This is a genomic window from Sulfitobacter sp. AS59, from assembly GCF_038899995.1.
Classification (GTDB): domain Bacteria; phylum Pseudomonadota; class Alphaproteobacteria; order Rhodobacterales; family Rhodobacteraceae; genus Sulfitobacter.
The window spans coordinates 221,403-242,188 of the sequence record NZ_JBBMQK010000002.1 but is presented as its reverse complement, the minus strand read 5'-3'; the positions used below and the strand labels follow the sequence as shown (position 1 = coordinate 242,188).

The 20,786-nt window shown below is 56.5% G+C and carries 22 protein-coding genes, 3 tRNA genes and 1 pseudogene; 9 read left to right on the top strand and 17 right to left on the bottom strand.

All coding sequences use genetic code 11. The features are described from left to right. Positions 1 to 117: 117 nt before the first annotated feature. The gene (locus WNY39_RS05415) at positions 118 to 813 is read left to right on the top strand and encodes an SIMPL domain-containing protein (RefSeq protein WP_342844650.1); all 696 of its coding nucleotides are present in this window, start codon (positions 118 to 120) and stop codon (positions 811 to 813) included. Positions 814 to 897: 84 nt separating this feature from the next. Here WNY39_RS05415 and WNY39_RS05410 read toward each other — a convergent pair whose 3' ends face one another. The 3 genes from WNY39_RS05410 to WNY39_RS05400 form a co-directional block, all read right to left on the bottom strand. Further along, entirely contained in the window at positions 898 to 2,190 is a 1,293-nt protein-coding gene (locus WNY39_RS05410; protein ID WP_219579862.1) for an O-acetylhomoserine aminocarboxypropyltransferase/cysteine synthase family protein, read from the bottom strand. Between the two features lie 145 nt (positions 2,191 to 2,335). Next, positions 2,336 to 3,358 (bottom strand): hypothetical protein, encoded by a 1,023-nt coding sequence (locus WNY39_RS05405; RefSeq protein ID WP_342844649.1) that lies wholly within the window; start codon positions 3,356 to 3,358, stop codon positions 2,336 to 2,338. 111 nt (positions 3,359 to 3,469) lie between these two features. Beyond that, positions 3,470 to 3,553 (bottom strand) — tRNA-Tyr (locus WNY39_RS05400). A 127-nt stretch (positions 3,554 to 3,680) separates the two neighbouring features. Between WNY39_RS05400 and rlmB the strand changes: the two genes are divergently transcribed. From rlmB to WNY39_RS05385, 3 genes are all read left to right on the top strand, one after another. Next, positions 3,681 to 4,457: a 23S rRNA (guanosine(2251)-2'-O)-methyltransferase RlmB gene (gene rlmB, locus WNY39_RS05395; RefSeq protein WP_342844648.1), complete on the top strand. Its 777-nt coding sequence runs from the start codon at positions 3,681 to 3,683 to the stop codon at positions 4,455 to 4,457. Positions 4,458 to 4,481: 24 nt separating this feature from the next. Then, positions 4,482 to 4,790 (top strand): hypothetical protein, encoded by a 309-nt coding sequence (locus WNY39_RS05390; RefSeq protein ID WP_342844647.1) that lies wholly within the window; start codon positions 4,482 to 4,484, stop codon positions 4,788 to 4,790. Between the two features lie 228 nt (positions 4,791 to 5,018). Continuing rightward, positions 5,019 to 5,486: a CoA-binding protein gene (locus WNY39_RS05385; RefSeq protein WP_342844646.1), complete on the top strand. Its 468-nt coding sequence runs from the start codon at positions 5,019 to 5,021 to the stop codon at positions 5,484 to 5,486. Between the two features lie 95 nt (positions 5,487 to 5,581). Here WNY39_RS05385 and WNY39_RS05380 read toward each other — a convergent pair whose 3' ends face one another. From WNY39_RS05380 to hisA, 3 genes are all read right to left on the bottom strand, one after another. Next, complete coding sequence (locus tag WNY39_RS05380) at positions 5,582 to 5,887, bottom strand: phosphoribosyl-ATP diphosphatase (protein WP_342844645.1); 306 nt, start codon at positions 5,885 to 5,887, stop codon at positions 5,582 to 5,584. After that, on the bottom strand, positions 5,884 to 6,645 hold the full coding sequence (gene hisF / locus WNY39_RS05375; protein ID WP_342844644.1) for an imidazole glycerol phosphate synthase subunit HisF: 762 nt from the start codon (positions 6,643 to 6,645) through the stop codon (positions 5,884 to 5,886). The genes WNY39_RS05380 and hisF overlap by 4 nt, the downstream gene beginning before the upstream one ends. A gap of 93 nt (positions 6,646 to 6,738) precedes the next feature. Then, the gene (hisA, locus tag WNY39_RS05370; protein ID WP_342844643.1) at positions 6,739 to 7,455 is read right to left on the bottom strand and encodes a 1-(5-phosphoribosyl)-5-[(5-phosphoribosylamino)methylideneamino]imidazole-4-carboxamide isomerase; all 717 of its coding nucleotides are present in this window, start codon (positions 7,453 to 7,455) and stop codon (positions 6,739 to 6,741) included. A gap of 143 nt (positions 7,456 to 7,598) precedes the next feature. Here hisA and WNY39_RS05365 point away from each other — a divergent pair, with 143 nt between their 5' ends. Beyond that, a complete protein-coding gene (locus WNY39_RS05365; protein WP_342844642.1) occupies positions 7,599 to 7,988 on the top strand; it encodes a DUF2147 domain-containing protein in 390 nt (129 codons plus the stop codon). Positions 7,989 to 8,042: 54 nt separating this feature from the next. Here WNY39_RS05365 and hisH read toward each other — a convergent pair whose 3' ends face one another. Both hisH and hisB read right to left on the bottom strand, forming a co-directional pair. Then, positions 8,043 to 8,681 carry an imidazole glycerol phosphate synthase subunit HisH gene (gene hisH / locus WNY39_RS05360; RefSeq protein ID WP_342844641.1) on the bottom strand — a complete coding sequence of 213 codons (639 nt, stop codon included), beginning with the start codon at positions 8,679 to 8,681 and terminating at the stop codon, positions 8,043 to 8,045. Positions 8,682 to 8,684: 3 nt separating this feature from the next. Beyond that, complete coding sequence (hisB, locus tag WNY39_RS05355) at positions 8,685 to 9,272, bottom strand: imidazoleglycerol-phosphate dehydratase HisB (RefSeq protein ID WP_342844640.1); 588 nt, start codon at positions 9,270 to 9,272, stop codon at positions 8,685 to 8,687. Between the two features lie 146 nt (positions 9,273 to 9,418). On the opposite strand from hisB, the gene WNY39_RS05350 reads away from it, so the two are divergent. Both WNY39_RS05350 and WNY39_RS05345 read left to right on the top strand, forming a co-directional pair. After that, positions 9,419 to 9,658 (top strand): Lrp/AsnC ligand binding domain-containing protein, encoded by a 240-nt coding sequence (locus WNY39_RS05350; RefSeq protein WP_342844639.1) that lies wholly within the window; start codon positions 9,419 to 9,421, stop codon positions 9,656 to 9,658. Further along, positions 9,655 to 9,990 (top strand): hypothetical protein, encoded by a 336-nt coding sequence (locus tag WNY39_RS05345; RefSeq protein WP_342844638.1) that lies wholly within the window; start codon positions 9,655 to 9,657, stop codon positions 9,988 to 9,990. The genes WNY39_RS05350 and WNY39_RS05345 overlap by 4 nt, the downstream gene beginning before the upstream one ends. Here the strand turns inward: WNY39_RS05345 and WNY39_RS05340 are convergent. The 6 genes and pseudogenes from WNY39_RS05340 to WNY39_RS05315 all read right to left on the bottom strand — a co-directional run bounded on the left by WNY39_RS05340 (position 9,983) and on the right by WNY39_RS05315 (position 15,540). Then, positions 9,983 to 10,939 (bottom strand): response regulator, encoded by a 957-nt coding sequence (locus WNY39_RS05340; protein WP_342844637.1) that lies wholly within the window; start codon positions 10,937 to 10,939, stop codon positions 9,983 to 9,985. The two genes, WNY39_RS05345 and WNY39_RS05340, sit on opposite strands and share 8 nt — an antisense overlap. Positions 10,940 to 11,380: 441 nt before the next feature. Beyond that, positions 11,381 to 11,455, bottom strand: a tRNA-Gly gene (locus WNY39_RS05335). A gap of 110 nt (positions 11,456 to 11,565) precedes the next feature. Further along, the gene (locus WNY39_RS05330; RefSeq protein ID WP_342844636.1) at positions 11,566 to 11,955 is read right to left on the bottom strand and encodes an MAPEG family protein; all 390 of its coding nucleotides are present in this window, start codon (positions 11,953 to 11,955) and stop codon (positions 11,566 to 11,568) included. 169 nt (positions 11,956 to 12,124) lie between these two features. Beyond that, a complete protein-coding gene (gene ctaD, locus WNY39_RS05325; protein ID WP_341234223.1) occupies positions 12,125 to 13,798 on the bottom strand; it encodes a cytochrome c oxidase subunit I in 1,674 nt (557 codons plus the stop codon). 373 nt (positions 13,799 to 14,171) lie between these two features. After that, a pseudogene (lipB, locus tag WNY39_RS05320) lies at positions 14,172 to 14,837 on the bottom strand (lipoyl(octanoyl) transferase LipB); the annotation flags it as partial. 28 nt (positions 14,838 to 14,865) lie between these two features. Further along, entirely contained in the window at positions 14,866 to 15,540 is a 675-nt protein-coding gene (locus tag WNY39_RS05315; protein ID WP_342844635.1) for a DsbA family oxidoreductase, read from the bottom strand. 178 nt (positions 15,541 to 15,718) lie between these two features. On the opposite strand from WNY39_RS05315, the gene WNY39_RS05310 reads away from it, so the two are divergent. Beyond that, a tRNA-Leu gene (locus tag WNY39_RS05310) sits at positions 15,719 to 15,804 on the top strand. 177 nt (positions 15,805 to 15,981) lie between these two features. Continuing rightward, positions 15,982 to 17,499: a catalase gene (locus tag WNY39_RS05305; protein ID WP_342844634.1), complete on the top strand. Its 1,518-nt coding sequence runs from the start codon at positions 15,982 to 15,984 to the stop codon at positions 17,497 to 17,499. 61 nt (positions 17,500 to 17,560) lie between these two features. On the opposite strand, the gene arsJ is transcribed toward WNY39_RS05305, so the two are convergent. From arsJ to WNY39_RS05290, 3 genes are read right to left on the bottom strand one after another with little or no spacing between them, the layout of a single operon-like run. Beyond that, positions 17,561 to 18,832: an organoarsenical effux MFS transporter ArsJ gene (gene arsJ, locus WNY39_RS05300; RefSeq protein ID WP_342844633.1), complete on the bottom strand. Its 1,272-nt coding sequence runs from the start codon at positions 18,830 to 18,832 to the stop codon at positions 17,561 to 17,563. Beyond that, positions 18,829 to 19,827, bottom strand: a complete 999-nt coding sequence (locus WNY39_RS05295; RefSeq protein WP_342844632.1) for an ArsJ-associated glyceraldehyde-3-phosphate dehydrogenase — start codon at positions 19,825 to 19,827, stop codon at positions 18,829 to 18,831. The genes arsJ and WNY39_RS05295 overlap by 4 nt, the downstream gene beginning before the upstream one ends. 3 nt (positions 19,828 to 19,830) lie before the next feature. Next, positions 19,831 to 20,673 (bottom strand): helix-turn-helix domain-containing protein, encoded by an 843-nt coding sequence (locus WNY39_RS05290; protein ID WP_342844631.1) that lies wholly within the window; start codon positions 20,671 to 20,673, stop codon positions 19,831 to 19,833. Between the last annotated feature and the right edge of the window lie 113 nt (positions 20,674 to 20,786).

The window sequence follows — 20,786 nt, the reverse complement described above, 5'->3', positions numbered from 1 at the left end:
AAGATTATAGCAGTAGTTTGCCTATGGAAAGGGCCGCGGGGCGACGGGGCTTGCGGTATAGGCATTGGACCGCCAAACATTGGCGAGGATGAACTTATCAAACCAAAGGTTGAAATAATGCGAATTTTGCAATGGGTTGCTGTGATGTGGATCGCGTTGGCGACAGGTGCTGTGGCTCAAGACGGTGCGCGGGGAATCAGTGTTACCGGTGAGGGGGTCGTATCAATGGCCCCTGACATGGCGACAATCCGGCTGGGCGTATCGGAACGCGCGGCGACCGCATCTGACGCCATGCGTCAAACGTCGGAAAAGGTGCGGGGCATCTTGGATCAGTTGGACAGCATTCAGGTGGCGGGTTTGGATCGTCAGACCAGTGGCCTGTACCTGCGCCCCGTCTATGACAATCGCCCCCGCGAGGATAACGGCCCGGCCCAAGTGGCGGCCTATGAGGCGGGGAACACGGTCAGCATCACCGTGCGCGACCTGAGCAAGCTGGGCGCGCTGCTGGATGCCGTGGTGGCCGAAGGGGCGAATAACTTCAACGGTCTGGAGTTCGGGCTGCAAGATAATGCCAATGCGTTGATCGAGGCGCGTAAAGGTGCGGTCGCCGATGCGATGGCGCGCGCCAATCAGCTTGCCGATGCGGCGGGGGTAAAGTTGGGGGATGTCCTGCAAATGTCGGAATCCAGCCAAGGATACATGCCGATGGAAATGAAGGCGTCGCAGATGCGCAGCATGGACGTGCCAATCGAGTCAGGCGAGGTCAGCGTGCGCGCGCAGGTGAATATGCAATTCGCCATCGCGCAAGACTAGACGCGCGATAAACATCTTTGAAAATGCAAAAGCGCCCGAAAGACGATGGTCCTTCGGGCGCTTTTTATTGTCAGTATCGCTAAATCAGCTGGTGGCTTTGGCCAGCGCCTGATCCAGATCCGCGATCAAATCATTCGCATCTTCCGTCCCGATGGACACACGCACAACATTTGCGCCGGCGCCTGCGGCCTCTTGCTGTTCCGCGCTAAGCTGGCGGTGCGTGGTCGAAGCCGAGTGGATGATCAGTGATCGTGTGTCGCCCAAGTTGGCGACGTGGCTAAAGATTTCCAGGGCGTTCACCAGTTTGACGCAAGCGTCATAGCCACCCTTGACCGCGAAGGTGAACAAACCACCAGCACCCTTGGGGCACACGGTTTTGACGCGTTCAAAATACGGCGAGGATTCGAGGCCAGCATAGGTCACGTAATCGACGCGGTCGTCATTCTCGAGCCATTGCGCGATTTTCATGGCGTTCTCGACGTGACGCTCCATCCGCAGGGACAGGGTTTCGGTGCCCATCAACGTGTAATGCGCGGCTTGGGGGTTCATGGTCATACCCAGATCGCGCAGACCGATGGCAATGCCGTGGAAGGTAAAGGCAAGCGGGCCAAAGGTCTCGTGGAACTTGAGGCCGTGATACGCAGGCTCTGGCTGGCTAAGCGACGGGAATTTGTCATTCGCGGACCAGTCGAACTTGCCGGAATCCACGATACAGCCGCCGGTGACAGTGCCGTTGCCGGTCAGGTATTTGGTGGTGGAATGCACGACCAGCGTCGCGCCATGTTCAATGGGGCGGCACAGGTACGGTGTGGCAGTGGTGTTATCGATGATCAGCGGGATACCGGCAGCATCGGCCACATCCGCGATGGAACGTACATCCATGATATAGCCACCGGGGTTTGCAATCGCCTCGCCAAAGATGGCGCGGGTGTCGTCATCAACGGCAGCTTTAACCGCGTCGACATCATCGAAATCAACAAATTTGCAGGACCAGCCGAAACGTTTGATGGTTTGGCTGAACTGGGTGACCGTGCCGCCGTACAGACGGGTCGAGGCGATGATGTTCTTGCCGGGGCCCATCAACGGGAACAGCGCCATGATCTGCGCCGCGTGACCGGAAGAGCAACAAACAGCGCCGACGCCACCCTCAAGCGTGGCAATGCGTTCTTGCAGCACGGCAACGGTTGGGTTGGTCAGGCGCGAATAGATAAACCCGACTTCTTGCAGGTTGAACAATGCGGCCGCATGATCGGCGTCGCGGAACACATAAGCGGTGGTTTGGTAGATCGGCGTCTGGCGCGCGCCAGTGGCTGGATCAGGCTTGGCCCCTGCGTGAATTTGCAGCGTGTCAAAGCCGTATGTTGGGCCGTCAGTCATGGTCATCCTCCCGTGGATTGTTTGAGAAAGAGATATTGGAATGGGCATTGCGGTACAAGTGATTGTGCAGCGGTCGCGGGGGGAGACGGAATTTTCAAAAAATGCCGACCCGGAAAATTCGAATTTTCCGCCGCCCGATGTGGGTCTAGCGCATCCAATAGCCGTTGGATTTTAGACGGTTCCGGATCGCTTGTTCTTTGCGGGGCAAATTATCCTGGTCAAACAGCGCCCGCGCTTTCCGACCGCGCCCTTGATAGATCATCCGTTTGATCGGGTCGTGGCCCTTGAGGACCTTCTTTAACTTGTTCGGGGCCGCGACCGTTTCCAGAACATCAACCGCGCTTTGGCTTTCGCGCGCATAAAGCAGGGGCAGGAACCTGTAGTGACAGCTTACGCTGCCATCTAGCAGGCCCTCTGGCAGGGTGTCGCGTCCGCCGCCCAATGCGTGGATGACCAGTGGCAAGGCGACTTGGTCCAGCCACGGGTCAAAGCTTTGTGCGCAAAGCTCCTCCGGCGGCGTGTCGCGGATCGCCAGCGCATATTCCAAAAACTTGGCACCGAATTCATGCGGGCAACGGTAAAAGAAAAAACCTGCGTTGAAATAGAGGTATCTTTGCCAGTATTCGTCCGGCTGGCTGAGATCGAGGCTGCTTTCGAAATCAAGATCAAACATGTCATACAGCGATTTCCACAGCCCGGTATATTGTGGCCCGTATAGCTGGGGCACAGGCCACGTGTTGGTGCGGCGCAGCGATGCGGTCGGGCGGTCAAAATCGAACGGAACTTGGGTGATGTCGCCCGTGATCAGCGTATCGGTGTCGAAAAAGACAAAGGGTTCGCCTTTGGGCAGGGCGCTCAGCATCTCGATCTTGTTGCCATAGGGATAGGATGCACCGAAATGTTCCGAGTGAAACGGGATAATCTCGGCACCCAAATCGGTTAGAGCGGTACGAATTTCATCGCTTTTGATATTGGGGTCGTTTGGCCATTGGTGCCCGGGCTGCGGTTCGGCCACCAAAAGGCGTCCGCGAAAATCGGGGCTGCTGTGGCGCAGGGACGCGGCAAACAGCAATGCCTCGTATGCCAGACGGCCCTGTTGCCCGACGACGACAATATTAAAGTCCTGCGATGGGGCGGGGGGATTGGTCAACGCGCTGCCTCTTGCCATTTTGTCGAACTATAGGGGCAAAGGGCGTTTCGCAAAAGATGCCAAATAAATGCGGCGGTTACACTACCCCCAAGGGCGGGGTTTGACCCAATCGGACATCTGATGTGAAAGTGGTGGGCGACCCTGGAATCGAACCAGGCGTGCGTCTCCGCGAGGGAGTTACAGTCCCCTGCCACACCTTGCGGCCTGTCGCCCACTTTCAGCCAGTGCATTGCACCGGATGTGAAGGCGTGATTACAAGCGGTCCTGATAGGCGTCAAGGCGAAAACCTAGGCGAAAGGCAGGGAAATGATCCTTGCAGCATATGATAGAGGGTCTGGGCATGAAAAAACCGAAGTGGGTCGTGCAAAAAGAGCAAGATAAAAAGGTCGAGGCGAACCAAACCGTGTGGTTATTCGGCTTGCACGCTGTGCGTGACGCGCTGGAGAATCCCAAACGCGAGAAGCTAAAGCTGATGGTCACGCCAAATGCGCAGATCAAGCTGGAAGAGGCGATCGCAAAAGCGGGAATCGAGCCAGAGGTCGTGGACCCGCGCAAATTCCGCCCGCCGCTTGATCAAGGGTCGGTGCATCAGGGCGCTGTGCTAGAGGTCAAGCCGCTGGCATGGGGATCGTTGGCCGAGGTTTGCATCGGGGCAGAGGCACCGCGTGTGTTATTGCTCGACCGCGTGACCGATCCGCATAACGTTGGGGCAATCTTGCGCTCGGCCGAGGTTTTGGGCGCGTCCGCCGTGATTGGCATGCGCCATCACGCTGCCCCTGAAACCGGATCGCTGGCGAAATCGGCCAGCGGCGCGTTGGAGCGTCAGCCCTATCTGCGGGTGCGTAACTTGGCGGATTCGATCAAAGAGCTTCAGAATATGGGGTATTTGGTGCTTGGGCTGGATGGTGAGGCCGATATGACGGTCGAGGCCGCACTGGAGGGAAAGCGGGATCGCCCCGTTGCACTGGTGCTGGGGGCCGAGGGGCCGGGGTTGCGTGAAAAGACCAAAGAAACGGTGGATATGCTGGTGCGGATTGACGCAGATGGCGGATTTGGCTCGCTCAATGTCTCGAACGCGGCGGCAATCGCCCTATATGCGTCTCGTCCGCACGGGTAAATCCGGCGCTAGGGGAAAGACGCAATGGCCTATCCAACAAAGATCGCAACCTGCTGTTTTTGCGGCAGCAAAGCGGCTTTGACGCTGGATGTGGGCCGCCACGAACTGTCCTGCGCGCAATGTGGCGCGCCGCTGCATGATTTAAAGCAAATTCCGGCGCCCAAGGCGAAAACCACGGGCGTCGGTGTGCCGCCAGCCTTGCGGCGGTTCCCGGCCGCTAAACCTGTCAAACGGGCATCCAAACCGAAGGTGAAGCATTCGAAACGCCGTAAATCTTGGCTGAAAGAACTTGCCAGCGAGGTTTTTGACGTTGTCGAAGACATTTTCGACTGAGGCGATGTCTCGGGCATTGGGCGGTATTCTGCCCAAATCTTTAGGTTTTATTCACGGATTTGTTAGACGGTCTTTGAATAGCGCAAAGAGTTCTTACTTCATGTGTAAGGCGGCGGGTATGGAACACCCGTCGATCTGTAACTGTCCCTCGTTCCATACCTTAGCGCCCTCGGACCTTTGTCTGACGGGCGCTCTTTTTTTTCGCCCGAATCGGTGTAGATGTAGGCGATGATATATTCAGATGCCCTTTTGAAAGATGTGCTGACCCGGACCAAGCGTGTTGCGGTTGTCGGCGTGTCGATGAACCCGGTGCGCCCCAGCTATTTTGTGGCGCGTTATCTATCGCTTAAGGGGTTCGAGGTGATTCCCGTGAACCCCGGCCACGCGGGCGAGACATTGTTCGGTGCCAAGGTTGTCGCAAAGCTGTCGGACATCGAGGGTGATGTGGATATGGTCGATATTTTCCGCCGCTCGGAAGCTGTGCCGGAGATCGTCGAAGAGGCGTTGGCGAGCTTTCCCAAGTTACAGACGATCTGGATGCAAATTGGTGTGGAACATGCGGAGGCTGCGGCCTTGGCAGAGGCGCGCGGTGTCACGGTGATCCAGAACCGCTGTCCGAAGATTGAGTATCAGCGTCTGTTTTCCGAGTTGCGCATGGGCGGTTTTGCGACGGGGATGATCTCGAGCAAGCTGTAATAGAGTCATAGTGCCTGCGGCGGCGGGGAAGGGGGGCTGGCCCCCCAAGCCGATATATCGGCTTTCCCCCCAGGATATTTAAGAGCCAGAGAAGCCTAGCGGGATGCTTTTTCAGCGATACCGCTTTGGTTTTGGCGGCGCGCGAGTTCATCCAACACATCTGTGAGCGGCACATCGCGTGATGCGAGCATGACCAGCAGGTGGTAAAGCACATCGGCGGCCTCAGATGTGAGCGCCTTTTTGTCGTCCTTCACGGCTTCGATAATGGCTTCTATTGCCTCTTCCCCGAATTTTTCGGCACATTTTTCCGGGCCTTTGGCCAGAAGCTGCGCTGTCCAACTGCTTGACGGGTCGGCGGTTTTGCGGGCGCTGATGGTGGCGTAAAGGTCATCTAGGGTCATGTCAGCCTCATCGGGATGCCGGCGGCGGCCATATGCTGTTTGGCTTGCGCGACCGTATATTCGCCAAAGTGAAAGATCGAGGCGGCAAGCACGGCAGAGGCACCGCCTTTGGTGACGCCGTCAACGAGGTGATCGAGATTGCCAACGCCGCCCGAGGCAATAACCGGCACGCTGACCGCGTCAGAGATGGCGCGGGTCAGGGGGAGATTGAAGCCTTGTTTGGTGCCGTCGCGGTCCATCGAGGTGAGCAGAATTTCACCCGCACCTTTGGCCGTGACGAGCTTGGCAAATTCCACGGCGTCGATGCCGGTGGGTTTGCGGCCACCATGGGTGAATATTTCCCATTTGCCGGGGCTAACGGTTTTTGCATCGATGGCGCAGACGATGCATTGGCTGCCGAATTGATCGGCGGCCCGTGCGATGACATCAGGATCTGCAACGGCGGCGGAGTTAAAGCTGACCTTGTCGGCACCGGCCAGAAGCAAGGCGCGCACATCTGCCACCGTCCGCACACCGCCGCCCACGGTTAGGGGGATGTAGCAATGTTCAGCGGTGCGGGTCACCAGATCAAACATGGTGCCGCGGTTTTCATGGGTGGCATGAATGTCGAGAAAACACAGTTCGTCCGCGCCGGCAGCATCATAGGCGATGGCCGCATCAACGGGATCGCCCGCATCGCGCAGGCCAACGAAATTCACGCCTTTGACCACACGGCCATCGGCGACATCAAGGCAGGGGATGATACGGGTTTTAAGCATGGGTATTCTTTAGATGGCGCATGTGCAGGTGGCAAGCGGCTGGAGGGCTGTCTGCCCTCCAGACCTCCCGAGGATTTTTAGCCATTTGGAACATCAGGCGAGCGCTTTGAGGGCTTCTTGGAGATCGATAGCACCGTCGTAGAGGGCACGGCCCGAGATGGCACCGGAGATGACGTTGGTGGCTTTGAGTGCTTTGAGGTCATCAAGGGAGCTGACGCCGCCGGAGGCGATGACCGGGATATTGACCGCGCGGGCAAGATCGGCTGTGGCATCGATGTTGGGGCCGCCCATGGCCCCGTCGCGCAGGATATCAGTGTAGATGATCGCCGCGACGCCTGCATCTTCAAAGGATTTTGCCAGATCGGTGACCATCACATCGGTCTCTTCTGCCCAGCCTTTGGTTGCGACGCGGCCATTGCGGGCGTCGATACCAACGGCAACTTTGCCGGGGAAGGCACGGGCGGCTTCGCGGACCAGATCGGGGTTTTCAACGGCAACGGTGCCAAGGATGACGCGGGCCAGCCCCTTGTCGAGCCAGGCCTCGATCGTGGCCATGTCGCGGATGCCGCCGCCAAGTTGGGCGGGGACATTGCAAGATTTCAAGATCGCCTCGACCGGGGCGGCGTTGACGGGGGTGCCTGCAAATGCGCCGTTAAGGTCCACCAGGTGCAGCCAAGTGCAGCCAGCATCAACAAAAGCGCGGGCTTGGGCTGCGGGGTCGTCGTTGAAAACCGTGGATTTTTCCATGTCGCCATGCACAAGGCGCACGGCTTGGCCGTCTTTGAGGTCGATTGCGGGGTAAAGGATCATATGGCTCGCCTTGGGTTGCGGGTGTTGAAGGTGAAATCGCATGATGGGCGTAAATGTGCAACGCAGCAGGTGCGGCCCTTACGTCAACCTTGCCTGAAGAGACAAATATGCGCCAGACTATCCGCGTATCGGGAGGATATATCATGAAAAGACTGATTTTGGCAGCGGCACTAAGTGTCATGGCAGCAGGCGCTGCGATGGCGGCGGATCCTGCTGTTGGCGTTTGGAAGACACAACCGGATGACGGGGCCTATGCGCATGTGAAAATGACACCATGCGGCGCAGAAATTTGCGGCACGATGATGCGTACGTTTAACGACGATGGCGAATATAAGTCGCCTAACCTTGGTAAACAGTTGGTCATCGGCATGGCACCGGATGGCAAGGGCAATTATGCGGGCAAGGTCTGGCGGCCCTCGAACGATAAAATCTATATCGGCAAGATGACCGTTGCGGGCGATAACCTAAAGCTGTCCGGTTGCATTGCGGGCGGTTTGCTGTGCTCAAAACAAAACTGGAGCCGGCTTAAGTAAGCTGGGGTGCCGTATGGCGCACCCGGCCCCGGATAGCGGGCCGGTGCGTGAAACTTATGGTCGCCACTTCAAGAAGTTGGCGATCATACGCAGGCCGGTGGTTTGGCTTTTCTCTGGGTGGAACTGCATGCCCAACATGGTGTCACGGCCAATCACGGCGGTAACATCGCCTGCATAATCGACATGGGCCAGACGCTCGGCAGGGTTGGTCACGACCATATGATAGCTGTGCACAAAATACGTGTGATCACCGGTGTTTATACCGTCGAATACCGGGTGCGGATGGTCGATGATCAGATCATTCCAGCCCATATGGGGCACCTTTAGCGTGGGGTCAGCTGGGGTGATCTTGGTTACTTCGCCCTCGATCCAGCCCAACCCTTGGGTATCTTCGTATTCGCGGCCCCAAGAGGCCATCAACTGCATGCCCACGCAAATGCCCAAGAAGGGGCGGCCTTTGACCTCGACCGCCTCGACCATGGCGGCGTAAATCCCGCTGTGCCCCTTGAGGGATGCCATGCACGCCGGGAACGCCCCGTCGCCGGGCAGCACAAGGCGATCGGCGCGGGCAACCACGTCGGCGTCGGCCGTGACGACAACATCGCCTGCGTCGCCTTCGCGGGCCATGCGTTCAAACGCCTTGTGGGCGGAGTGCAGATTGCCGGATTCGTAGTCAATAATCGCGGTTAACATGCCCTACAGCGCGCCTTTGGTGGACGGGATATCGCCTGCCTTGCGGGTGTCGACCTCGACTGCTTCGCGCAGCGCACGGGCCACGGATTTGAACGCCGCCTCGGCAATGTGGTGGCTGTTAAGGCCGTGCAGCATGTCCACGTGCAGGGTGATGCCGCCATGGGTGGACAGCGCCTGAAAGAACTCGCGCACCAGTTCGGTGTCAAAGCTCCCGATCTTGGCCGAGGGCAAAGCCACGTTCCAAATCAGAAAGGGGCGGGCAGACAGATCGAGGGCTGTGCGCACCAATGCATCATCCATGGGCAGCAGGCATGCGCCATACCGGCGGATGCCACGTTTGTCGCCCAAGGCCTGGGTCAGCGCCTGACCGATTGCAATGCCCACGTCCTCGACAGTGTGGTGGTCATCAACATGCAGGTCGCCCTTGGCGGTGATCTTCATATCAATCAGCGAGTGCCGCGCCAATTGATCCAGCATGTGGTCAAAGAAACCTACGCCAGTGTTGTTGTCATAGGCCCCGCTGCCATCAAGGTTGATCTCGACAACGATCTGGGTTTCGGCAGTGGAACGGCTGATGGTGGCTTGACGCATTGGGAATTCTCCGGCTGTTGTTGCCCTTATAGCAGTGCGCGCGGCCACGCCAAGGCCTGCAAAACGGATTTGCGTCTCATAGGGGATTGCAGCCCATACCCTGCTATGACAGCGTGTTAGCATCGCAATCAGCCGAAGGCCTTTTCATGTCCACCTGCGTCTTTATCCAGATACGGTGCCGCCCTGGCACAACTTACCGCGTTGCCGAAGAAATCGCCCTGCGCGAAATCCATTCAGAGCTGTATTCCACATCTGGCGATTTTGACCTGCTGATGAAGCTGTATATTCCCAAACGTGAAGATGTCGGCGTCTATATCAACGATCATTTGCTGGATATCGACGGGATCGAGCGGTCTTTGACGACGATGACCTTCAAAGTATTTTGAAAACGTTAATCGCCCTGTGTGTGGCGCTGTTATGTGCCACCCCCACCTTTGCTGCCCGCACCTATGAGGGCGAGGAAGCCGCGGCTTTGCGCTGTGCCAATATGCTGGCCTATACGGCGGTGACGTTGGCGCGTGCGGATATGATCGACGAGGATCAAAAGAACGTCATGCTTAGCATTACCGTTCTGATCCTCGAACGTCATGTCACTGGTACGCGGGCCGAAAAGAAGGCCGCAATGGGCATCGTGCGCGACCGGCGCGACATCGACGCCACGCTAGAAGATTACCGCCTGAATGCGGCCAAATGTTTGGTCCAGTTTCCGATTAATTAGACTTCACGGCGACGGATGCCTTGTTCGACGCGCGCATTTCCGCGCGGCAGATCGCGCGGGTAAAGGTGTTTTTCACACGCTGTGTCCGGTTCGCGTTTGGTACAATCGGGGTGCCGACCGACACTGTGATCGCGATGTGATCATCCGCTTTCAAGCCATACGACGTCTCTTCAATACTGCGCTGGATTTCAGTTTCCAGCACCTCCCAATCGGGAAGCTCAGTCTCGCGGTTGATGCAAATGAATTGCCCGTTGCCCACGTAAGACATCAGCAGATGCTGACTTTCGACGACGCTGTAAATGCTTTCACCCAGATCAGACAAAAGCTTCGCAAAATCGGCCGAGGTCGTGGTCTCATACACTTGTTCTGCGGAATCGAGCGACACGCAAAACACTTTGCATCCGTTCAAGGTTTTGCGGTCAAGTTGTGTAAGGTAGTTGCCAAGCGAAAAGGATAGGATCAGCCGGTCCACATTGGAGAAATACAGCTTTTCAGCCAGGTCAAAGGGATGCGTGCCAATCGGATTTTCATCAGAAATATCAAGCGCGTCGATGGTGACCACAGTTTTCGCAGCTTCGCTAAGCCGTTCTGCAACGCGAATACGGTTATAGACGTCTTTCAGGTTAAACGGCTTCGAGATGTAGTCGTTCGCGCGCGCGGCAAAAGCGCTTTCGATCGAAACGGCATCGGTGCGGGCGGTAAGCATCAAGATCGGGGTCATGTCGTGACCGGGCAGGGCGCGGATGCGGCGGCACAGCTCGATCCCGTCCATCTCGGGCATATCAACATCCAAAACAAAGCAATCAAACGGCTGCTTTTCAGATGCGATCAGTTCCAAGGCCTCAGGCCCGCCAACGGCCGTGTGGATATCCGTTAGGTCGGCCAGCTCAAAAATCTCGGGGAACAATTCAAGAATGAATGGATCATCGTCTACCACTAGAATTTTCATGACTTGCCTCGTCCTTGATTTATCGCTTTTGCATCGAATTTGACACATGTGTAACTGGGTAGTGCCGACGCTAGGTTTCAATCTAGGCAAGAATATGACAAAGGCCTGTTTTCTTACTGTTTTATAAGGCTGCTGCCGCCACGTAACCGGCCAAAGAAACATTCGTGCCCTACACATAGTGCGTTATTTAACGAGGCCAAGAACGGGCGCGTTTTTCCGCCGATTGGTTCAGGGCATAGGGTGGCGGGCGGTTGCACGAACCGAAATTTGCGAGGCAGTGCACGGTGCATTTAGGTCCGCTGTACGGTGTCAATTTCACGGAACACCTATGGCCCGGCTGTGGGAAGGGGGCGTTTCTGCGTCGAAAATATCTGTCGCTGAAAACACAAAGGCCGCCCGAAGGCGGCCTTGTTTTTATCTGCTGGGGTTGCAGAAACCAGTTGGAGCGGGCGAGGCGATTCGAACGCCCGACCCTAACCTTGGCAAGGTTATGCTCTACCCCTGAGCTACGCCCGCATCCTCTGGTAGGGCGTGAGATACCCATAGGGCGCTGTGTCTGCAAGAGGGAAATCAGCTTTGAATGCACTTTTTTCAAAGTTTTTTTCAGCGGCGGTTTTTGGGGCCTGTTAAAGCAGTGCGTGGCCCAAAAGCCCCAGGGCCGCGAAGGTGATCATGGTAATGTTCATCGCCATCCCGAGCTGACGCAGAATGATTTTCTGCGGGGTGGAGGCAAAACCAATGGCATGCAGCGCACGCCCCGCCACCAACAAGACGCCCAGCACATGCAGGGCCAGTGAGGGTGCACCTGCCAGTTCGCTAAGCATCAAGAGGATCAATGCCAACGGCGCATATTCGGCGCAGTTTGCTTGGGCGCGCATCCGTTTCAGCAAGTTCTTGTCGCCGCTATCGCCAAGCGAAATGATGTTGGCACGACGATAGATGATAACGCGGATGCTGAGGGTCAGAAAAATCAAAGCGGTTAATGCCGCGTAGATTGATGTGATGTGTAAGGGCATAAAAGATGTCCATTCGGGTCAGGTTCAAATGGTACTTTAGGGCAAAAATCGGTTTGCAAAAGCGTTTGCTGTTTTAGGCGTCCGGGCAGGGCCTGCATTCGGGTGAAGCTTGGGCATGAAAAAGGGGCCCCAACCGCCGTTGGAGCCCCTTGTATTTTACGGCCTAACCTTAGTGGCTTGGCTGCTTGTCCCATTCTTCCTGCTTTGGCAGGGTTTCGAAAGTGTGCTCTGGGGGTGGGCTTGGCAAAGTCCACTCAAGAGTATCTGCATATTCGTTCCATGGGTTCGCAGCCGTGCTCCGTGCGCCTCGGGTCAATGTGTACAAGATGACGCCGAAGAAGAAGATGAAGGATGCAAAGCTGAGGAACGCGCCGATCGAGGACCACAGGTTCCAGTAGGCAAATGCCTCTGGGTAGTCGATGTAGCGACGTGGCATGCCCTGACGGCCCAAGAAGTGCTGTGGGAAGAAGGTCAGGTTTGCACCGATGAACATCGCCCAGAAGTGCAGCTTGCCCGCCCATTCAGGGTACATGCGGCCCGACATCTTGGGCAGGTAAAAGTAGATACCTGCAAAGATCGCGAATACAGCACCCAGCGACATCACATAGTGGAAGTGCGCAACCACATAGTAGGTGTCATGGTAGTAGCGGTCGACAGCCGCTTGGGACAGAACGATCCCTGTAACCCCACCAACGGTGAAGAGAAACAGGAAGCCGAAGGCCCAAAGCATTGGCGTCTTGAATTCAATGGAACCGCCCCACATGGTGGCAATCCAGCTGAAGACTTTGACGCCTGTCGGCACCGCGATGACCATGGTCGCAAGCATGAAATATGCTTGTTGGTTCAGGGTCAGACCGACTGTGTACATGTGGTGCGCCCACACAACAAAGCCCAACGCGCCGATGGCGATGATCGCCCAAACCATTGGCAGGTAGCCAAAGATCGGTTTGCGGCTGAACGTCGCAATGACGTGGCTGATAATACCAAAGCCAGGCAGAATGATAATGTACACTTCGGGGTGACCGAAGAACCACAAGATGTGCTGGTACAGTACCGGATCACCGCCGCCTGCTGGGTCAAAGAACGCAAAGCCAAAGTTACGGTCCATCAGCAGCATGGTGATCGCGCCAGCCAAAACGGGCAGGGACAGCAAGATCAGCCAGCTGGTGACAAAGATCGACCAGCTGAACAATGGCACCTTGAACAGGGTCATGCCGGGGGCACGCATGTTCAGGAATGTGGTGATCATGTTGATCGCACCAAGGATCGAGGACGCGCCGGATACGTGAACCGCGAAGATCGCGAAATCCATCGACATCCCACCCTCGCGGACGGACAGCGGTGGATACAGAACCCAGCCAACGCCGGACCCCAGTTGGCCGTTGCCGCCCGGTGTCAGAACCGAACAGATTGCCAGCGTTGTACCGCCAACATACAGCCAGAAAGACAGGTTGTTCATACGGGGGAACGCCATGTCAGGCGCGCCGATTTGCAGCGGCATGAAGTAGTTACCAAAGCCGCCGAAAAGGGCGGGGATAACCACAAAGAACATCATCAGGATGCCGTGACCGGTGATCAAAACGTTCCAGAGATGGCCGTTTGGCGTACATGTTGCCGAACTATCAGCAATAAAACGCGCACCTTCCATACACATGTACTGAACACCTGGGTGCATCAGCTCTAGTCGCATATAGATGGTAAAACAGACAGAAACAAAGCCAACGAGGGCTGAGACGATCAGATATAGAATACCGATGTCTTTGTGGTTCGTGGACATAAACCAGCGTGTGAAAAATCCACGCTCGTCGTGATGGTCTTGCCCGTGAATGGCTGCGTCGGCCATGCGGTGCCTCCTGAGATTGGTTGGTCAACCCACGCCCCGACAGGGAACGCGCGCTGGATTATCATTCGTTTTAGTGCGCCTTGCCCAAAGGGGCAATGGCCCCCATTGCCGCAGGGGCGGTATTTTCTCAAAAAAGCAAGCGCGTGGCAGGTAGGCCGGTTTTGGAAATCGAGGCTGTTTTAACTGTGTTTTTCGGACCTTTCATCTGACAAGTAAGATGAAAGAAGTGAAACATATGTAAATTTCGGAATATCTTTTCCTCAAAAAGACGCTGCGAGCGCTATTTTATGCGGTACGTGCTTGGCAACTTCGTGGGGAATGACCGGGGGTGGTCAGATATCGCTCGGGGAGCAGATTCCGCGAATCGAAAGCCCTATCGTTGCGTTTCGAAAACTGTCTCGAACGCCGCGCGCAATGCAACGTCGAGTGTATCCATCGTAACGGGCAACCCAAGATCAACCAGCGACGTGACCCCATGGCCGCTGATCCCGCAGGGCACGATGCCGTCAAAGTGGCTCAGGTCGGGATCAACGTTGATGCTGATGCCGTGAAAGCTGACCCATTTACGCAATCGTATGCCGATGGCCGCGATTTTGTCTTCTGCTGTATTACCATTCGCCATCAGGGGCTTGTCAGGTCGTTCGACCCAGACGCCAACCCGACCTTCGCGTATTTCGCCGGTGACATTAAAGCTGTCGAGGGTGGCGATCACCCAGGCCTCAAGCTCTTGTACAAAGCGGCGCACGTCGCGGCCCCGTTTGCCCACGTCCAACATGACATAGACAACTCGCTGGCCCAGCCCGTGATAGGTATATTGCCCGCCGCGGCGGGTATCATAGACAGGAAATCGGTCAGGGTCAGTCAGATCATCGATTTTGGCCGAGGTGCCTGCGGTATAAAGCGCCGGATGTTCCACCAGCCAAATGCATTCATCAGCCGTGCCCGCCGCTATCTGGGTTGCACGGTCTTCCATCCACGCCTCGGCGGTTCTGAAATCGGTCAAGCCATCAGAGATGATCCATTCCACCATTTTCAGCTGCTTTGCGCCCCGCTTTCTATTTGCATGATTAGGCGGCTGTCTTTTCCGCCATGATTTGCTGGATGACTTGGCCGTAGTTCTCTGCGCCTTGTGCGCCGGTTACCAGATATTTGCCTTCGAACACCATCGCAGGCACGCCAGTGATTCCCTGACCCGTCCACGTGCCTTCAAGCTCGCGCACCGCATCTGCGTGGCTGCCGCTTTCCAAAACCTCGACGGCCTTCGCACGGTCAAGGCCAACGTCTTCGGCTACATCAACCAGAACGCCCTGATCAGACACATCACGCCCTTGTGTGAAATGCGCCTTGAACAGCGCCAGCTTTAACGGGTGCTGAAGGTTGTGTTCCTGGGCCCAGTGCAAAAGCTGATGCGCGGCAAAGCTGTTCACCATGCGGCTGTCGGGGGTAAAGTTGAAATCAATACCCAACCCTTCGCCAATTTGCACCAGATGCGCGCGGTTCTGTGCTGACTGCTCGGCGCTCGCGCCGTATTTTTCCATAATATGCTCGGCCGTGTTCTGACCTTCAGGTGGCATTTGGGGGTTCAGCTCGAACGGATGCCAACGGATGAAAGCACCCACACCGGTTTGCGCAAGGGCCTGCTCCAACTGGCGATACCCGACAATGCACCAAGGGCACATCACATCAGATACGATGTCGATTTGCAGGGCAGGGGCGGTTTGTGGGGGCACATCATTGGGCACGGGGGATCACCTGTTTTAATTTCTTGCCCCTAAAGTCAGGTTTTGCGCCCGTATTTCAAGGGGGGCGGCCAAATTTAGGCTGGGGTGCCTGCAGAAAATGCCGTTGTTCAAAATGATGAGGATTGCCTCTTCACAAGGGGATCATCTTTGTCTAAACGAGCGACACCATCCATGGCGTGCGGTCGTGGCGGAATGGTAGACGCGCAGCGTTGAGGTCGCTGTGGGGTAACACCCGTGAGAGTTCGAGTCTCTCCGACCGCACCAACTTATCAAGCCGTCGATTTAGACTGTTTGGGCTCCATGGTTGCCCTCTCGTAATGCTCCCCATTTTATCATCCGTATGCGTGCAGCAGATTTTGATGCGCACCGAAGCCGAATGCCACTTTGGAACTTTTCGCACTTCCTTGGGTTGTCCAACTAGGCAAGCTTTGGAGAGTGATGATGACCGAGAAGAAAAACGTTCCCCCCACAACAACCGATGCCGGTATCAGGGTGCAAAGTGATGAACACTCACTGACCGTTGGCCCCGACGGCCCGATTGTGTTGAATGATCACTATCTTTTGGAGCAGATGGCGAATTTTAACCGCGAACGTATTCCTGAGCGGCAACCCCATGCCAAAGGGTCCGGCGCGTTTGGGACCTTCGAGACGACGCAAGATGTGTCGCAATATACCAAAGCCAAGATTTTCCAGCCTGGTGCCAAATGCGACGTGGCAATGCGTTTTTCGACCGTTGCCGGTGAACGCGGCAGCCCGGACACATGGCGTGACCCGCGTGGTTTCTCCGTAAAAATGTACACCGAAGACGGCAATTTCGACATGGTCGGGAACAACACGCCGATCTTCTTTATCCGCGATCCGATGAAATTCCAGCACTTTATCCGCAGCCAAAAGCGCCGCGCGGATAACAACATGCGCGACCATGATATGCAGTGGGATTTCTGGACGCTGTCACCAGAAAGCGCGCATCAGGTAACCTATTTGATGGGCGATCGTGGCATTCCCAGAACGTGGCGCGAAATGAACGGCTATTCGAGCCACACCTATTCACTGATCAATGCCGAGGGCGAAAAGTTTTGGGTAAAGTTCCACTTTCACACCGATCAGGGCGACGGCAATGCGTATCTAAGCCAAGATGAAGCCGATAAAATGGCCGGCATGGATGGCGATTACCACCGCCGCGATCTGTTCGATTCTATCCACGAAGGTAATTACCCCAGCTGGACCCTCAAATGGCAGATCATGCCCTATGAGGATGCCAAGACCTATGACATCAACCCTTTTGATCTGACCAAAGTTTGGCCGCATGCCGATTATCCGCTGATCGAGGTTGGGAAACTGACGTTGAACCAGAACCCAACCGATTTTCACACCCAGATCGAACAGCTCGCGTTTGAGCCGAACAATATGGTGCCGGGCATTGGTCTGTCGCCAGATAAAATGCTGCTGGCGCGCGGCTTTTCCTATGCGGACGCGCACCGTGCCCGTTTGGGTGTGAACTACAAACAGATCCCGGTGAACACGCCGAAATCGCCTGTTCACAGCTACTCGAAAGATGGGGCAGGGCGGACTGTCCCCGTGACCGATCCAGTCTATGCGCCAAATTCCTATGGCGGTCCGGCAGCGCAGCCAGAGCCGGGCGGCGAGGCCGGCCTGTGGCATGCTGACGGCGATATGGTGCGCCAAGCCTATACGCTGCGTCCCAAGGACGACGATTGGACCCAAGCTGGCATTCTGGTGCGCGAAGTGATGGATGACGATGCGCGCGAGCGTCTGGTTGGCAACGCGGCGGGCCATCTGGCTGACGGCGTCAGCGAAAAGGTTCTGGTGCGGGCATTTGAATACTGGCGCAACATCGACAGCGAAATCGGTGACCGGATTGAAATCGCCGTTCGGGAAAAGATTGGCGGCGAATCCAAAGCCCCCGGTATGGCGTCAGCCAAAAGCATCAGCGGCTAAATTCGACCGCGTTGTAAAGCGAGAGAAAGCGGAGCCAGCAGGCTTCGCTTTTTCTTTTGCATTAAGGGTGTGAATGCACCTGCGTCTGGGTATTCTCGCGAAGCTGCGATGTTGCAAGCCAGCTGAAAAAGATCATGCCAGCGGCCGTACCAAGGCACAGCGGAAGCCCGCCAAGTTGGTAGGTGAGCCCGGACAGCATCGTGCCAGTCAAACGGCCTGCGGCATTGGCCATATAGTAAAAGCCCACATCCATCGTGACCCGTTTTGCATCGGTAAAGCTGAGGATCAAAAAGGAATGCAGAGCCGAGTTTACTGCGAATATCCCGCCAAACACCAAAAGCCCCAAGATGATCGTTACCGTCAGCGGGGTGGAGGGCGTGGGCGTGATCCAGACGATGGCGGCCAGTACGGCGGGGACCGCCATCAGCATGCCCACCCATATTCTGGCCTGCGCCAGAATTTCGGCCTCGTCGCGGGATGATGCGCGCAAGATGCGGGGGGCCCAGCCTTGGACAAAGCCATACAGGATCGTCCAGACTGCCATGAATGACCCGATCATAAAGAACGCGGCGCGGTTTCCGGCCTCGGACCCGTCAGACAACACCGCATAGAAATAGATCGGGATGCCGACGACGAACCACACATCGCGCGCGCCGAATAGAAAGAGCCGTGCCAAGCTCAGCCAGTTGATGTTGCGGTTCTTGGAAAACACGTCGGAAAACTTCGCGCCCCTGCGCCCGACGGGAAGGCCTCTTGGCATGCCAAGTACGACGCCGATCAGGATGACGAACAGGATCGCCGCCATTGCTTGGACCGCAGGCACAAAGCCAAGAACGGCCAACAGCGCCGCCCCCAGCAGAAAACCGAAGCCTTTCACGGCGTTCTTTGATCCGGTCAGCAACGCCACCCAGCGAAACAATCCGCCACCACCCGTCGGGGCAAGGATTTTCACCGCGCTTTTTGCGCTCATTTTGGCCAAATCTTTGGCGACGCCGGACATGCCCTGCACCAGCATGACAAAGGCAACGGACGCCGTGATGCCCCAAGCCGGATCAAGCTGCGCCAAGGCCAGCAATGCGACGACCTGCAACGCAAGCCCCGCATAAAGCGTTTTGGTCAGCCCGAACCGCGCGGCGATCCAGCCCGCCGACAGGTTGGTTACAACGCCTGCGACTTCATACAAGACAAACAGATAGGCCAGCTGCACCGGCGAGAAACCGAGCGTGTGAAAATGCAACAACACCAGCATGCGCAAGGCACCATCGGTCAGCATGAACGCCCAATAGGCTGCTGTTACGGTGATATATGCTGTGAAACCTGCCGGACGTGTCACAGCTTGCCACCCACCATCAGGGCCACGTCGACCAGCCGGTAAGCATAGCCATATTCATTGTCATACCACGCATAGATTTTCACCTGCGTGCCGTTTACCACCATGGTTGATGGCGCATCGATGATGCTACTGCGGGTATCGTTGGTGTAATCCGACGACACCAAGGGCCGCGTTTCATAGCCTAAGATGCCTTTCATCGGGCCATTGGCTGCGGCCTCGAACAAGGCGTTGACTTCCTCAACAGTGGTTTCACGGGCCATCTCGAATACGCAATCGGTGATGGAGGCATTCAGCAGCGGCACGCGCACGGCGTGGCCGTTCAGCTTTCCGGTCAGTTCGGGGTAGATCAATGTGATGGCTGTCGCAGATCCGGTCGTGGTCGGGATCAGGTTGGTCAAGGCCGACCGCGCGCGGCGCATATCCTTGGCGGGGCGGTCCACGATTGTTTGTGTGTTGGTCACATCATGGATCGTCGTGATCGACCCATGCTTGATGCCGATCCCCTCAAGCAGCACTTTGACCACCGGGGCCAGACAGTTCGTTGTACAACTGGCTGCAGTCACGATGTGATGGGCGTCTGGCTGATAGACATCGTCATTAACGCCATACACAATATTCGCGGTGGGGCCGTCTTTGACCGGTGCCGATACGATGACCTTTTTCACGCCTGCCGCAAAATACGGGGCCAGCTTGGCCTCGCTCTTGAACGCGCCGGTGCAGTCGATCACCACATCAACGCCGTCCAATGGAAGCTCTGACAGATTGCGGGTGCTGGTGACCGGAATGCGCGTGCCATCGATGCTGATCGAATTGGCATCGGCCTCGAATTTGGCAGGCCAGCGCCCGTGGACGGAATCAAACTCCAGCAGATGGGCGTGCATGGCCGGATCGCCCACGGCGTCATTGATAAACGCAATCTTGGCACCGCGTTCCAGCAGCGGGCGCAGGGCAAGTTTGCCGATCCGGCCTAGTCCGTTAAGTGCATAAGTTGTCATGATTTAGTCCCCTGTGGGTTTGGTTCTGCCGATGTCGTCGACGTGTTTTTGCAAGGCCGCGCGGTCCAGCGCTTCGAACGACAGCGAGGTGAAGGCGCTGATCCGGTTGTGCAGCGCGCCATAGGTTTGCTGAAAGGCCAGACGTTTTTCCGCATCGGTGCCTTGGGCCTTTACCGGGTCGGCCATGCCCCAATGCCCCGAAACGGGCTGCCCGGGCCAGGTTGAACATTCTTCGTTCGCGGCGTGGTCACAGACGGTAAAGACGAAATCCATTTTCGGCGCACCCGGCCTATGAAGTTCGCTGATATTCTTTGACCGAAGGGGGCTAATGTCATGGCCTTTGGTTTTCAGCATTTCCACGGCAAGCGGGTTCAGCGCGGATTGATGTTTGGTGCCTGCGGAATAGGCGTTGAATTTGTCGCCAGCCATGTCGCGCAGAATGGTTTCGGCGAAAATCGACCGGGCAGAGTTGCCCGTGCAAATGAACAGGACGTTATACTTCTTGTCAGACATGGGAGAGATGCTCTTGAGAAGATCAGAAAATTGAGGCGGGCAGACGTCGGCGCGCCCCCGACAGCAATCGAAAAACAGGTTCGAGACAACCTCTCGCGCCGCATCAAGGTTTACCGAGTACAAAAGCCGCGTGCCATCGCGCCGCTGAGAGATCATGCCAGCTTGGGTCAGGGCGGCAAGATAGACGGATGCCGTGCTGGACTTGAGGGATAGCGCTTGGGCGATTTCACCGGCGGGCAAGGCATCGGGGCAGCGCCGCATCAGCAAACGAAAGACTGCCATCCGTTGCGGATGACTAAGGATCGAGAGGCGGTTTATGAGCGCTGTTTCCATATTTCATGAATATTTAAAATATAGAACACGAGTCAATTGTTTTATGGGTTTGAAATGTGAATGTTTCATGACGGTTGGGGGGGGGGGCGTACCAAAGGCGAAACCGCCTGAGA